The following is a 14,148-nucleotide window of genomic DNA, read 5'->3' on the forward strand; positions in this document are numbered from 1 at the left end:
ATGATGGAGAAAACGATACACCATACCGTTACCAAACTGAAATTATCGGTGCAGCGCAAGCCCATATTGCTTGGGATTCTGCTTGTTGCCGCGGCGCTATTTCCGTTTTACGCAGGCAACTACTGGCTTGACGTTGGGTTTCTAGCTGTGTTTTATATATGTCTTGGACTTGGACTGAACATCGTCGTCGGTTATGCCGGTTTGCTCGATCTCGGGTACTCCGCCTTCTTCGCAGTAGGAGCGTATACAACAGGCATTCTGATGACCCAGTTTCATATGAATTTCTGGCCGACGATGCTGATAGGAGGCGCTTTGGCTGCCTTAGCCGGCATTCTCGTAGGGGCTCCGACGCTTCGTTTACGCAGTGACTATCTGGCCATTGTTACGCTTGGGTTCGGCGAAATTGTCCGCATCTCGGCCAAAAATCTTGATTTTACCGGAAGCGCCTCCGGCATCTATGGCATTATGAGTCCGTTTCCGGCACCGGTGCGGTTTGGCGGCGTGACGATCAACAATTTAAGCTATTCGTTCTGGGCAATTCTCGCGCTTATGCTGATTATCATCTTCGTATCCTTGCGCTTGAAAAATTCACGGATTGGTCGTTCCTGGGCATATATCCGTGAAGACGAAGATGCAGCGGAGGCAATGGGGATCAACCGCACGCGCTCGAAACTTGCCGCTTACTCAATGGGCGCTATGCTCGGCGGCCTGGCTGGTTCCATCTTTGCTGTCAAGATGACGGCGATCGCGCCGGAAAGCTTCAGCTTCATGCAATCGACGATGATTTTGCTCGCCGTCATTCTCGGCGGAGTCGGCCGAGTATCCGGTGTTATTATCGGAGCCGTTCTTGTTATCGTCATACCGGAATTGCTTCGGGATTTCGACAAGGTCGTTCATTTGAACATCGGCGTCGATCGTTACCGTTACCTAGTGTTCGGTGTCGCGCTTGTGATTTTAATGATTTTCCGTCCTAAAGGGCTCGTCCCCGATAAAGAAGATACTGAAGAGTAACCGGAGGTGAAACCCTTTATGCCGATTATCCAAGTCAAAGATTTACATCTGCAGTTCGGTGGATTGACAGCCGTGAATAATTTGAGTTTCGACATTCCTAATGAAACCGTGATGAGCGTAATCGGACCGAACGGTGCCGGCAAAACGTCGCTGTTCAACATGATCTCCGGCTTTTACCGGCCGACGCGCGGGGAAATTATATTTAACGGGACGAATATCGTTGGAAAGCAGCCGCATCAGATTACAGCACAAGGCATGGCGCGAACATTCCAAAACCTCAGGGTATTCCCGAATTTGACGGTTCTCGAGAACGTCATGGCCGGGATGCATTCTCGAACGAAGCAGGGCCTCTACGGCGCCTTATTTCATACGAAAGCACAGCGGCTGGAAGAAGAAACGATCTTAAGTGTCGCGGAAGAGTGTATCCGGTTTGTCGGCATTGACAAGTACAGAAACCGCCGAGCCAAAAACTTGCCATACGGGGCGCAGCGATATTTGGAAATTGCTCGGGCGCTAGCGATTCAGCCGAAAGTCCTTTTCCTAGATGAACCTGCTGCAGGCTTCAACTTTACCGAGAAGCAGGATTTGATCGATTTAATCGGTCGAATACGCCGAACTTACAAGATTTCTGTGGTCCTGATCGAGCATGATATGGGGCTTATCAATAAAGTGTCAGAGCGGGTTCTCGTTCTTAACTATGGACAAAAGCTCGCGGAAGGAACGCCAGATGAGGTATTAAATAACCCGCTCGTTATCGAAGCCTATCTCGGAAAGGAGGATGAAGCAGATGAATCTGCTTGAAGTGAACGGTTTGAAGACGTTCTACGGCAAAATTCAGGCGGTTAAGGGCGTATCCCTTACCGTGAAACAAGGCGAAATCGTAGCTCTGCTCGGCGCTAATGGAGCCGGCAAGAGCACGATCCTAAAAACGATTTCCGGTCTTATCCGTCCTTCGGAAGGCTCGGTGTCATTTGGCGGGGAGAATATCACGACGACCGATGCGCATACCATCGTGGAAAAAGGATTGATCCATGTTCCGGAAGGCAGACGCGTTTTTGCTGCTCTGACAGTGACGGAAAATTTGGAGCTCGGCGCGTTTACCAAAAAAGGCGCTACCAAAACGGCGCAAAAAATCGCCATGGTTTTCGACATGTTCCCCCGATTAGCGGAGCGTCACAAGCAAATGGCGGGTACGTTAAGCGGAGGCGAGCAGCAGATGCTTGCGATCGGTAGGGCATTGATGGCGGAGCCGAAGCTGCTAATGCTCGACGAGCCGTCCATGGGGCTCGCTCCCATTATCGTCATTGAAATCATGAAGATCATTAAAAACATTAACGAACAGAACAAGACAACGATCTTGCTGGTAGAACAAAATGCCAAAGCTGCGCTCAAACTGGCCCACCGGGGTTATGTGTTGGAAACAGGCAACATTACAATGGAAGAAAGCTCGGAAGCGCTTCGCAGCAACGACAACATCGTCAAAGCCTACTTAGGCGCACATTAGGCCTATTATTTGACAGCGCCGGTTCGTAGGAACGGTTTATTTCAAGTATTAGCAGGGGCTGTCCCAAAAGTCATCTATCTATGACATTTGGGACAGCCCCTACTGCTCGTAAATCGATTTTTATTCATGTTCATCAGGTCTTCATATATTATAATAATTATTATGTAGTATCTGATCTAATTATTGACTTTCATCTAGTCGGATGTTACCATTTTATACGAATAAGATAGATTTGAGGAGGAATCATACCCATGGCAGAGCGTTTAGTTGGTAAACAAGCTCCAGATTTTACAATGGAGACCGCTACAGGTGACGGAAAAGAATTTGGTAAAGTTTCTTTGTCTGATTACAAAGGAAAATGGTTAGTATTATTCTTCTACCCATTGGACTTTACATTCGTTTGTCCAACAGAAATCACAGCACTAAGTCATGCTGCTGCTCAATTCAAAGAATTGGACACTGAGATTCTTGGTGTTTCCATCGACAGTATCCATACGCACAAAGCTTGGATCAATACGCCAATCAACGATAATGGCCTTGGCAAATTGGAATTCCCGCTTGCTGCTGACATCACGAAATCCGTAGCACGTGACTACGGGGTTCTGATCGAAGAAGAAGGTATCGCGCTTCGCGGTCTGTTCATCATCGATCCAGAAGGCGAAATGAAATACGAAGTTGTTAACCACAACGACGTAGGCCGCAGCGTAGAAGAAACACTTCGTGTGCTTCAAGCGCTTCAATCCGGCGGATTGTGCCCAATGAACTGGAAACCAGGCGACAAAAACCTGGTTGTAAAATAAGCTTTTTGAATACATAGAGAAGCTCCTCTGGTTGGCATGAGAATGCGAGCAGGGGAGCTTTTCTTCATGAAGGAGAGCGGACATGACGGTTCCCGCGAATTTGAAATATACAAGAGATCACTACTGGATTCGACTCGAAGGGGAAAAAGCTGTTGTCGGATTAACGGAGTATGGGATCAGCGAGCTGGGTATGCTTGTTTTTATCGAGCTCCCTGATCTGGATACTCATGTGAGCAAAGGGGAATTCATGGGTTCTGTTGAGACTGTAGCGGATGACGAACACGATCTGCTAGCCCCATTATCCGGCCAAATAACATCAGTCAATCGGCTGCTGGAAAGAGCGGTGATGCTGATTCACGAATCTCCTTATGACAAGGGCTGGCTATTTACGATTCAGTGGAGTCAAGGGTCTGAGCTGGAGCAGCTATGGGAAGAGGAAACTTATATGCGGGATTTTTCGCTGGAAGACTGAGTGCTGCGCCATAAAAAGTAAAGAATGCAAGACCACTTCATTGGGGTCCAGCATTCTTTTTTTGGTATATAAGTTAATCCGATTATAGAGTCATTCAGCTTTCGTGAGAGAGATGGGCAATAGTGTTTAACAATAGATGGCAGTTGGTGTACCGGATCAACAGATGGATACGAAGCCGCGGTTGCCTGTCCCTGCTGTTTATTTTGAAAATCACTATCGTACAAATTTGGAAGCGCAGCGTGAAAGGATTGGGGAGTACGATGAAAGAATGCGAGCGTATTATTTGAACCGAAATGAAAATGTGCGTGATGATACGTGGTCAATGAAACATGTTACCGTTCTTCAGAGCAAGGCACCAAAAAAAGGATGTAAGCCTCACTGAAGTGAGTTCTTACGTCCTTTTTTCGATCGGGTGAAAAGGTAGACGCTTTCACAAATTTTTTTGGTATGATGAGAGGTGATAGAACTATGAACGGTCCAACAGGGAGGAAATGTGAAAAGACCAACAATGCTGCCCAAATTGTACGTTTTCCAAAAAGTCATTATCGTGTTCACGGCATTGATTATTCCTGTCTACCTGGTAAATCTGTTGATGAATATGATGGGGCAATCATTTATCAAACAGGAATTTTCAAATTCAATCCAGTCCAAAGTGCAATTTTACTCGAACCAGTTAGATGATCAAATCTCTTTCATCCGAAACCAGCAGCTGCAGGTTATCAACGATTCCGATCTTCAGAAGCTAAACTTTCTATCAGGCACACTAGATGATTTTGAAGAAATCCAACTCGTAAAAAGGGTAAAGGAACGATTGGCCACCATCCAGAACTCCAGTGAGTATTTACTCAATACCGGGGTATATTTGAAATCATTTGGAAGGACGATCTCCACGCAAAGCGGAATCACTGAGCTGCCGAATCAGGAGTATGAGGTGATTGAAAAGTTCTTTAATTATTCGCCCAAACCATCCTTATACTACAGCAATGGCCGATTGTTTTTTATCGAGTTTGCAAACAATTCAAGTGTCATCGTCTATTTGGAGCTATCCGTCCAAAAATTGGAAAAGACACTGAATCAACTAGTAGGAAATTATGGCGATGCTGGTGCTGTTCTCACCAATGAATCGTTTAGTTTTGATATATCACCTAAGCATGAAGATGCCATTGTCCAAAGTATATTCAATATCGTTTCCAAAGAGCAGAGTAACAAAACGTTGGATAGTCATGTCCTTAAAGTCAGAGATCAAAGTTACTGGGTCACCTCGACCCGTATAAGTACACTCGGACTAACCCTTTTCTCCTATGTAAATCAAAATGAACTTACCGGGTCTCTCAAGAAATTCAATGTTTGGTTAATCATTATGTCTGTGGTCTCGATGGCCATCATTCTTGTTTTTTCATTTTCAGTCAAAATGATGATTCACAATCCGCTAAGAGAGTTGATTGCCGCGTTCAAAACGCTGGAAACGGATAACCTGAACATTTCAATAAGGCCGAAAAATGACATTGAGTTCGGTTACCTCTATAGAAGCTTTGACAAGATGATAGACAAGCTAAAGCAATCGATTCAACAAAATTATGAACAGAAAATAGCACTGCAGCATTCTGAATTAAAGCAGCTGCAGTCGCAGATCAATCCACACTTTCTCTACAATGGATTTTTCAATATTTACATGATGTGCAAGGCCAAAGATTACGAAACGGTTGCCACATTTGCTCAGAAGCTGGGCAGCTATTATCAGTTTGTTACAAGAAGCGGAGAGGATGAAGTACCGTTTGCCAAGGAATATCGACATGCCATGGATTACGTGGAAATCCAACGTATTAGGTTCTCCAATCGGATTCAAGTCGTAGCGGAAGAAATTCCCGATGCGTGCAAACATCTCATGGTTCCGAGACTAATCCTGCAGCCCATCATCGAAAACACATTTGAACATGCTTTTGAGAATGAACGCAAAGGCGGCAGTATCCATATTAAAGTTACGTGTGAGAATCATAGGTTGTGCATATATGTGGAAGATGATGGAAATAAAATCACGGATGAGTTCATTCATTCCCTGGATGCTAGACTCGCGAATTCCTTCAATGTGCTTGAAAAGACAGGCATCATCAATGTTTGTAATCGAATCCGGCTGAAGTATGGCGAGGAGAGCGGGCTATTTGTATCCCGAAGTGAATGTGGGGGGCTTAAAGCAGAAATCATCATTCAATTCAATTATGGGGGCGGCAGCGATGTATAGACTTTTAGTTGTGGACGACGAGCCGGCAATTGTCGAGGGACTTGTACAGATGTTTCAGGAAAGAGAGGAGCTAGATCTCGACATATGCAAGGCTTACTCAGCGTTTGAGGCGATTGAAATTATCAAAAAAACGAAGATTGATGTCGTTCTCAGCGATATTCGCATGCCGGAGAAAAATGGTTTGCAATTGATGGATGAGATCTTATTTTATTGGCCTTCTTGCAAAATTATATTTTTGACGGGGCACAACGAGTTTGATTATGTGTACACAGCTATTCAAAAAAATGTGGAAAGCTATATTCTGAAAACCGAAGAGGATAAGGTTGTCATCGGTGCGGTTACGAATGCGTTAACGAAAATAGAGGATGAGCTTAAGAACAATGATCTTGTTGATAAGGCTCGGAAGCAAATGTTGGTCATGGCACCGCTATTGAATAAGGAAATGTTCGAGGCTTTACTTTTAGGCGAAAATGTAGCCGAACTTCTATCCGAAGACCTATTTGCGGGACAAGATTTAAAGCTGAAGGGGGATTCCCCTGTATTGATCCTTGTTGGCAAAATGGACTGTTGGCCGGAAGGGATGACGTACGCCAATAAACGAAACGCGCTTTATTCCATCAGGAACTTAGTTGAGCAATACTTGCCCAACTCGATGATAAACGAAGATATTGTGTATGAAAATTCGACCATTGTTTGGTTTATTCAGCTAAGTTCGGATACGGACAGGTTTCGAAGTGAAGACGATGTGATCGATTGGGGAGGCCTAGTCACCTATTTGAAAGGAATACTGGAATCGGTTCAAAATGCGTGCCGCGATCTGCTTCAATTGGACGTTTCTTTCATCATTTCTAGGGGAGCAGTCGAATGGGACAGCATTCATAAGGAATTTGAACTTATGAAAGCGATGATGAAGAAAAGATCCGCTGCTGGGCTCAAAATGACGATCATGGACCTTGGCATGACGAACGAATTTTTCAAAGTAGAACCTGCGAAGGTTTCCGCTTACTCGGATGAGTTCAGCAAAAAACTGCGATTACTTGAAAAAAGGCTGGATGAAGGGGACGTGCAGCAAGCAGAAATCGTCAGCAGGGATTTGATCAACAGCTTGAAAGATGAAATAGCTCAAAACTACCTTGTGGGTCTAGAAAGGTACTATATGTTTGTGCTTGTTTTCTTAGCCTATATCAATGGGCAAAACATTACGGAAAGAATCAAGGAGCACAGTCATTTCGAAAATTTTGCCATGATGGACATTCCCGGTGATTGGCTAACGACGGAAGCCTTTTATTTAGAGCTTGGCAAACAGATATGTATGGAGAAAAAAGAGCAAGTTGACAAGGGCGAAAATTTGTTAGTTGAACGAATTCACAGGTTTATTAACGAAAACTTGGGTGGAGATCTTTCCCTTGCGAGAATCGCTGAAGTGGTCTATTTTAATCCTTCGTATCTTTCACGTTTTTATAAGCAGCTTACAGGGCGCAATCTTTCCGACTACATCAATACAGCCAAAGCGGAAGCAGCGGTGAGCATGCTTGAGGACATGCAGGTGAAAATCAATGAAATTGCTTTGAAATTGGGATTTGAATCTCCTTCCTACTTCACGGCATTTTTTCGGAAAATGAAAGAGATGTCACCACAGGAATTTAGGGATGCAATCATTCATAAAACGAGGAAGTAAACAAAACATAACGATGTAAATAGTTTATTATAGCGGCTATTCGCCCCTCGGCATTACAATAAAAGTGTAAAGCTCGAGCCTTTACCATAGATCGTTAACACTGTTAGTTCTCAATTTACGAAAATATGGGGGGTAAAACATGAAAAGAAAGCTTGTCAGTTCTGTTCTCATGACTACACTGATGGTTGCATCGTTAGCGGCTTGCAGCAATAATGAAAGCGCTTCAAGCTCTACGAATGCGCCGCAGCAAACTTCCAATACCCAAAAAAACGAAACCGTTGATCCGTTGGGGAAATACGCTCAGCCGGTCACCGTTACCGAAGTGCTAGGTTTCCGTCCTCCGGAAGACCCGAAAACGCCAAAGGGAATTACGCCCGATCAGAACGCCTATCTGAAAGATTTGAAAGAAATGCTGAATATTGATCTAAAGTATTTGTGGAGCGTACCGACCGAACAATACGAGCAAAAATTTTCTCTTGCTGTTGCTTCCGCAGATTTGCCTGACATCTTGGATTTGGATGCGCTGCAATTTGAGAAATTGAAAAGTCAGGGTATGCTTGCAGATCTGACGGATGCTTATAATAAATACGCATCTCCCGCTTTGAAGAATTATATGCAGGTGGATGGCGGGTTTGCTATGAAGACCACAACAACCGATGGCAAACTATTGGGTATTCCTGGTTTCGAGGATCCGTATTTATCGACACAGCTATTGTGGATTCGGAAGGATTGGCTGAACAACCTTAATCTACAGCCTCCGAAAACCATTGACGATTTGGAAAAAATAGCTGATGCCTTTGTCAAAAATGACCCTGGCAAAACCGGTAAAAATGATCGATATGGCATTGCGATGCAGAAATCCCTCATTGGTTGGGGATTTGATGCGAGGGGTGTTTTCAATGGCTATGGTACGGCTCCAAAAGCTTGGATTAAAGGGAAAGACGGCAAGCTTGCAGCGGGTGAAATCCAGCCTGAAACGAAAAACGCTTTGGCCAAGCTGCAGTCCTGGTATCAAAAGGGGCTTATTGATAAGGAATTTGCGCTGAAAGATGAGAACAAGGTTGTGGAAGATATTGTTGCCGGCAGGGTCGGTATTTCGTACGGTGAATGGTGGTACCCGAACTGGCCGCTTAATATTAACAAGGACAAGGATCCAAATGCAGAATGGGAAGCTTATCAAATTCCATCGTTGGATGGTCAGCCAGGGAAATCAATGGTGGGCAAGGTGCGGATGAGCCACATTATTGCAGTAAACAAAAAAGCGAAAAATCCGGAAGCTGCGATTAAAATGATAAATTTCTATCTCGAAATGGGTAAAAAACAGTATCTGGAGAAAAACAAAGCGGAAAACGGGTATGTTTACAATTGGTTCGTGCCGAGAATCTACAACCCTGCTCAAATTGAAACCATTTACACAGAGGTCAACAAGGCCTTGGATGCCAAGCAAGAGGCGATTACGCTTGATGATGATAACTACAAAAATGTCGCAGACGTGTTTAAGGCAACCAAGGAGTTCCTTGCAGGCGACACGACGAACGCAACCAAAGGTTCAAATTGGGGCCAATATTATAGCCGTGCAGCTAAAAATGGCGGTTGGGGCATAACGCGCCAAATTCGTGACAGCAAGCAAGTGTTCTTTAACGAGTTCTACGGTGTTCCGACGGAAACACAGGTCGAAAAGGGAGCGCAGCTGGATAAGCTTCTCGACGAAACCTATACCAAAATCATTATGGGCGCATCGATAAGCGAATTCGATAAATACGTAGAGAGCTGGAAGAAGCTTGGCGGAGACGATATCACGAAGGAAGTAAACGAGTGGTACACGAAGAATGCCGTAAAATAAGGTGAACCATAGAACGGGGGGAGAGGAGTTTCTTACAATCTCTCCCCCATTTCATTAAAGTGGGACGTTTGAATTTGTGTGCGATTGGAGGCTTCACAGTTGAGAATAAAAACAGAAATGCCGCTGCATCTGATGCTTCTGCCTGGCGTGTTGGTTACACTTGTATATGCTTATGGCCCTATACTTGGAGTCGTGATGGCTTTTCAAAAATTTGAACCGGTGCTTGGTTTTTTTAAATCGAAATGGGTCGGGTTCAAAAACTTTAAATATGTATTCAATCTGCCGGACTTTCATCAAGTCATGTGGAATACGATACTCATTTCATCTTTGAAAATTGCCTTTTCCTTGCTCGTTCCACTCGTATTGGCGCTTTTACTGAATGAGATTACAAAAAAATGGTTTCAGCGAATGATCCAAACAAGCATTTTTTTACCGTTTTTTCTCGCGTGGACCGTACTGGGTGGGGTTATTCTCGAGTTATTTTCATTGAGAGGCCCGGTTAACGATCTGATCTCAAGCTTCGGTCTGGAACCGATTATGTTCATGGGCAGCAACAATTGGTTTCGAGCCATCATGGTCGGTTCGGATGTTTGGAAAGGTATGGGCTACAATATGATCATTTTTCTGGCTGCCATCACAGGCATTAACTCAAGTCTTTACGAGGCTGCAGAAGTAGATGGTGCTGGTAAATGGAAACAAATGATTCATATCACATTGCCGGGAATGATGCCCATCATTATTTTAATGAGCACATTAAGTCTGGGCAATATATTGAACGCAGGGTTTGATCAAATCTTGATCATGTATAATCCAACCGTTTATCAGGGTGCTGATATTATTGACACGTTCACTTACAGGCTCGGTCTATTCAGCCAACAGTTTGCGCCTGCGGCAGCAGTGGGGTTGTTTAAGTCAGGCATATCCGTCGGATTGGTGTCGTTATCATACTATCTTGCGTACAAATTCAGCAATTACCGAATATTTTAGACGGCTGGGGGATTTCATATGGTTTATAAACCATCGTTGAGCAGAAAGCTATTTGTCTTGATGAATGCTTTGGTACTGACTTTCATAACAATTATAGGTATTGTGCCGTTCATTCACCTTTTGGCTGTATCGTTAAGTTCCAACACGGCGGCGATGGCCGGCGAAGTTAAGCTGCTGCCGATCGGTTTTACACTCGATGCTTACGTGTATCTCGGACATAAGGTGGAATTTATTAGGTCACTACGTGTTTCGGTGGAAAGGGTCGTGCTCGGAACGGTAATCAACATGTTTCTAGTTTTTATTACGGCCTATCCGCTTGCCAAAGAAACGGAGCAGTTTCGCTCCCGAACTGTGTATGTGTGGTTTTTTGCGGTTACGATTTTTTTGGGAGGAGGACTTATTCCGACGTATATGATCGTGAAATCGACTGGGCTGATTAATACGATCTGGGCGCTTATTTTGCCTGGAGCACTGAATGTATGGAATATGATTATGATGCTGAACTTCTTCCGAGGCATTCCGAAGGAAATGGAAGAGGCGGCTACGATCGACGGAGCCAATCATTGGACGCTGCTGTGGAAAATATATTTGCCTGTATCGTTGCCAGCGATTGCAACCATTGGGCTTTTTACCATTATAGGACACTGGAATTCTTGGTTTGACGGCATTCTCTATATGAACTCGCCGGACAAATACCCGCTGCAAACGTACCTTTCCACGTTAATAACAGCCATGAATGCACAAATGCAGTCCGTTAACGTCGAGCAGCTCAAACAGCTGGAGAATCTCAGCGAGAAAACGCTCCGAACTGCGCAGATTTTCATGGGCGCGCTGCCGATTCTCATGGTTTACCCATTCATGCAAAGATATTTTATCAAAGGTATGACAGTAGGCAGTGTGAAGGAATAAAAATAAGGCGGGATAGACAATGGAGAAAATAACAATTGCATTAATCGGAGCTGGACAAAGAGGAGTCAATTATACGGGATATGCGCTTGAACATCCGGATGAGCTGCAGGTCGTTGCCGTTGCGGAACCGAACCAGCAGAGAAGCCATAAGTTTAAATTGCTGCATGGATTGCCTGATGAGATGTGTTTTGAGAACTGGGAGGATTTATTGGCCAGACCTAAACTGGCAGATGCCGTGCTTATTTGTACGCAGGACAACATGCACTATGAACCGACGATGAAAGCGTTGGAAGCGGGATATCACGTACTGCTCGAAAAACCGATGTCCCCCGATCCGCTGGAATGTATCCGTATGGGTGAGCGTTCGGAGCAATATGGGCGTGTATTTTCGATTTGTCATGTTCTCCGCTATACGAATTTCTTCGGAACAATCAAAACGTTGTTGGACGAGGGAGTGATTGGCCAGCTCATGTCTATTGGGCATAATGAGAATGTAGCATATTGGCATCAGGCGCATAGCTTTGTCAGAGGCAATTGGCGCATAACCGCCGAATCGAGTCCGATGATTTTGGCCAAATCCTGTCATGACCTGGATATTATTCTTTGGTTAGCTGGGGCGGATTGCACTTATGTATCATCTTTCGGATCGTTGTCTCATTTTAAAAAGGAAAATGCCCCGAAGGGAGCACCGCAGCGATGCTTGGACGGATGCCCTGTCTCGGATACATGTCCATATTATGCGCCTAAAGTGTATCTTACGGACAATATACACTGGCCAACTTCAGCGATCAGTGATGATCTTAGCTTGGAAGCCCGAACGAAAGCGCTGCAAGAGGGGCCGTACGGCAAATGCGTGTATCATTGCGACAATGATGTAGTTGACCATCAAGTCGTTAATATGGAATTTGCCAATGAAGTGACGGCTGCATTTACGATGAGCGCATTTACGAATGATTGCAGTCGAACCCTCAAACTGATGGGAACAAAAGGCGAAATTCGCGCTGCCATGGAGAAAAATGAGATTGAAGTGATTGACTTTGAAACAGGCACGACAAAGCAAATCTTACTTGAAACACCGGGAGGTCATATTGGTCACGGAGGCGGTGACTTCGGCTTGATCCGCGATTTTGTGAAGCTGGTTCAGCAGGGCGGGCAAGGAAAGGGGTTAACTTCTGCAGCTCATTCGGTACAGAGTCACCTGATGGCATTTGCAGCGGAGCGGTCAAGGGTAGATCGAAGAGTGATCAATATGAGAGAATTTAGATTCGATGGAGCATAGGCGGTGGAGTTATGAAAAAACGACTACAATATCGAGATGATGGTACGTTTGTCATCGTACAATTTTCCGATGTGGAATTTCTCGACGAATTTGATTATGACCCGGAAACACCGAAGTATGATTCAGAGACAAGAGCGCTTATGGAACGAATCATCGAAGCCGAGAAGCCTGATCTCATTGTGTTTGCCGGTGATGTAATCGCAAGTAACCGGGCGAGAGATCCAATTCAATCGTTCCGCCAAGCCGTTGATGTAGCAGAGATGAGCTGCATTCCATGGGCAGCCGTGTTTGGCAATCACGATTCGGAGGGTGAAGTGCCGAGGAAAATGATGCATGAGCTGCAATTGCAGCATGAATTTTGTGTGGCAGAACCGGATCCAGAAGGTGTTAATGGGGCCGGGAACTTTGTCGTAACTGTAGCGGGTAAGTCCGGTGAAACGGCGGCGGCGCTGTATTTCGTGGATAGCGGCGACTACTCAACAATCGGTGATCGGGTAGGCGGATATGACTGGATTCGCAGAGATCAAATCAATTGGTACGTGGGCAAGTCGCGAGAGCTGACAAGAGGAATCGGTGAACAACCGCTGCCTGCGCTTGCCTTCTTCCACATTCCCCTACCGGAGTACAATGACGTATGGGATTTCCACGTATGCTACGGGCATCGTTATGAATCTTGCTGCTCTACTCCTGCGATTAATTCAGGTATGTTTGCGGCAATGGTGGAGATGGGCGATGTAATGGGGACGTTTGTCGGTCATGACCACGGCAACGATTTTTGGGGAACCCTTCATGGTATTCGCCTTTGCTACGGACGTTCGACAAGATATGTAAGCTACGTGGATGGTGTGCGTCACGACCTGCTGCCTACAGGAGCAAGAGTCATTCGACTGAAGGAGGGTGAGCGCCGGTTCGATACGTGGATTCGTCAGAATGACGGAACCGTCGTGGAGGAGCAGCCGGAGCATCGGCCTGAAGGTAGGAAAGTGGAGTGAGTATCCTTCTGCTCTTACGGTTGAAAAATTCAAAAAAGAAAACGATAGTTAAACATTGGAAGGGCTGCCGCGAGGCAGCCTTTCTCTTCACTTCGCTAACGTGATTTTTAATATGTTTGGTCCCATACATGTAAAAAATGGAGAACTAGAAAGACAAGTTGTACTCCATATAACAATTCCCTTGATTTCTGCTTGGCTTTTTTGCAACATTCAGTTGAAAAAACGCGAATTAGCTTGATTAAATAGTTGAAGTTGCAGTTTGTACAACATTTTCAGCCCATTTGTTGCGAAATGGCCTGTATAGGACCAAATAGTTGTACATGTGAGTCAATTTCATAATGCAATTTGCCCCAGGTAATACCCGCCGAAAATTGCGGTATTATTTTTTAAAATTAGCTCGCTTGCTTAACAATCCCAATTTGTTGGTTCATCCG

The 14,148-nt window shown here is 44.9% G+C and carries 13 protein-coding genes; all 13 read left to right on the forward strand.

Going from position 1 to position 14,148, the window contains the following annotated elements:
- The first annotated feature begins 3 nt into the window (after positions 1-3).
- The 13 genes from AC58U0_RS30695 (at position 4) to AC58U0_RS30755 (ending at position 13,714) form a co-directional block, all read left to right on the forward strand.
- On the forward strand, positions 4-1,011 hold the full coding sequence (locus tag AC58U0_RS30695) for a branched-chain amino acid ABC transporter permease (protein WP_497382600.1): 1,008 nt from the start codon (positions 4-6) through the stop codon (positions 1,009-1,011).
- 18 nt (positions 1,012-1,029) lie between these two features.
- Positions 1,030-1,812 carry an ABC transporter ATP-binding protein gene (locus tag AC58U0_RS30700; RefSeq protein WP_497382601.1) on the forward strand — a complete coding sequence of 261 codons (783 nt, stop codon included), beginning with the start codon at positions 1,030-1,032 and terminating at the stop codon, positions 1,810-1,812.
- Positions 1,805-2,515 (forward strand): ABC transporter ATP-binding protein, encoded by a 711-nt coding sequence (locus tag AC58U0_RS30705; RefSeq protein ID WP_497382613.1) that lies wholly within the window; start codon positions 1,805-1,807, stop codon positions 2,513-2,515. Before AC58U0_RS30700 ends, AC58U0_RS30705 begins: the two co-directional genes overlap by 8 nt.
- A gap of 251 nt (positions 2,516-2,766) precedes the next feature.
- Entirely contained in the window at positions 2,767-3,315 is a 549-nt protein-coding gene (locus AC58U0_RS30710) for a peroxiredoxin (protein WP_497382602.1), read from the forward strand.
- 82 nt (positions 3,316-3,397) lie between these two features.
- Positions 3,398-3,787, forward strand: a complete 390-nt coding sequence (locus AC58U0_RS30715) for a biotin/lipoyl attachment domain-containing protein (protein ID WP_497382603.1) — start codon at positions 3,398-3,400, stop codon at positions 3,785-3,787.
- A gap of 136 nt (positions 3,788-3,923) precedes the next feature.
- Positions 3,924-4,169, forward strand: a complete 246-nt coding sequence (locus AC58U0_RS30720; RefSeq protein WP_497382604.1) for a hypothetical protein — start codon at positions 3,924-3,926, stop codon at positions 4,167-4,169.
- A gap of 111 nt (positions 4,170-4,280) precedes the next feature.
- On the forward strand, positions 4,281-6,026 hold the full coding sequence (locus AC58U0_RS30725) for a sensor histidine kinase (RefSeq protein ID WP_497382605.1): 1,746 nt from the start codon (positions 4,281-4,283) through the stop codon (positions 6,024-6,026).
- Positions 6,019-7,704, forward strand: coding sequence for a response regulator transcription factor (locus AC58U0_RS30730; protein ID WP_497382606.1), 1,686 nt, complete (start codon positions 6,019-6,021; stop codon positions 7,702-7,704). The genes AC58U0_RS30725 and AC58U0_RS30730 overlap by 8 nt, the downstream gene beginning before the upstream one ends.
- 139 nt (positions 7,705-7,843) lie before the next feature.
- Positions 7,844-9,547 (forward strand): extracellular solute-binding protein, encoded by a 1,704-nt coding sequence (locus AC58U0_RS30735; protein ID WP_497382607.1) that lies wholly within the window; start codon positions 7,844-7,846, stop codon positions 9,545-9,547.
- 117 nt (positions 9,548-9,664) lie between these two features.
- The gene (locus AC58U0_RS30740) at positions 9,665-10,534 is read left to right on the forward strand and encodes an ABC transporter permease (protein WP_057305085.1); all 870 of its coding nucleotides are present in this window, start codon (positions 9,665-9,667) and stop codon (positions 10,532-10,534) included.
- A gap of 18 nt (positions 10,535-10,552) precedes the next feature.
- Positions 10,553-11,443, forward strand: a complete 891-nt coding sequence (locus AC58U0_RS30745; RefSeq protein WP_497382608.1) for a carbohydrate ABC transporter permease — start codon at positions 10,553-10,555, stop codon at positions 11,441-11,443.
- 19 nt (positions 11,444-11,462) lie between these two features.
- A complete protein-coding gene (locus AC58U0_RS30750) occupies positions 11,463-12,722 on the forward strand; it encodes a Gfo/Idh/MocA family protein (RefSeq protein WP_497382609.1) in 1,260 nt (419 codons plus the stop codon).
- Positions 12,723-12,733: 11 nt separating this feature from the next.
- Positions 12,734-13,714 carry a metallophosphoesterase family protein gene (locus tag AC58U0_RS30755; protein ID WP_497382610.1) on the forward strand — a complete coding sequence of 327 codons (981 nt, stop codon included), beginning with the start codon at positions 12,734-12,736 and terminating at the stop codon, positions 13,712-13,714.
- The last annotated feature ends 434 nt before the right edge of the window (positions 13,715-14,148 follow it).

The sequence above is a fragment of the Paenibacillus sp. J31P190 genome (assembly GCF_059692075.1).

Excerpts from the sequence above, each read along its gene's own strand:
- AC58U0_RS30695 (WP_497382600.1), top strand. The coding sequence starts at position 4 with ATGGAGAAAACGATACACCATACCGTTACCAAACTGAAATTATCGGTG.
- AC58U0_RS30700 (WP_497382601.1), top strand. The coding sequence starts at position 1,030 with ATGCCGATTATCCAAGTCAAAGATTTACATCTGCAGTTCGGTGGATTG.
- AC58U0_RS30710 (WP_497382602.1), top strand. The coding sequence starts at position 2,767 with ATGGCAGAGCGTTTAGTTGGTAAACAAGCTCCAGATTTTACAATGGAG.
- AC58U0_RS30715 (WP_497382603.1), top strand. The coding sequence starts at position 3,398 with ATGACGGTTCCCGCGAATTTGAAATATACAAGAGATCACTACTGGATT.
- AC58U0_RS30720 (WP_497382604.1), top strand. The coding sequence starts at position 3,924 with ATGGCAGTTGGTGTACCGGATCAACAGATGGATACGAAGCCGCGGTTG.
- AC58U0_RS30730 (WP_497382606.1), top strand. The coding sequence starts at position 6,019 with ATGTATAGACTTTTAGTTGTGGACGACGAGCCGGCAATTGTCGAGGGA.
- AC58U0_RS30735 (WP_497382607.1), top strand. The coding sequence starts at position 7,844 with ATGAAAAGAAAGCTTGTCAGTTCTGTTCTCATGACTACACTGATGGTT.
- AC58U0_RS30740 (WP_057305085.1), top strand. The coding sequence starts at position 9,665 with ATGCCGCTGCATCTGATGCTTCTGCCTGGCGTGTTGGTTACACTTGTA.
- AC58U0_RS30745 (WP_497382608.1), top strand. The coding sequence starts at position 10,553 with ATGGTTTATAAACCATCGTTGAGCAGAAAGCTATTTGTCTTGATGAAT.
- AC58U0_RS30750 (WP_497382609.1), top strand. The coding sequence starts at position 11,463 with ATGGAGAAAATAACAATTGCATTAATCGGAGCTGGACAAAGAGGAGTC.
- AC58U0_RS30755 (WP_497382610.1), top strand. The coding sequence starts at position 12,734 with ATGAAAAAACGACTACAATATCGAGATGATGGTACGTTTGTCATCGTA.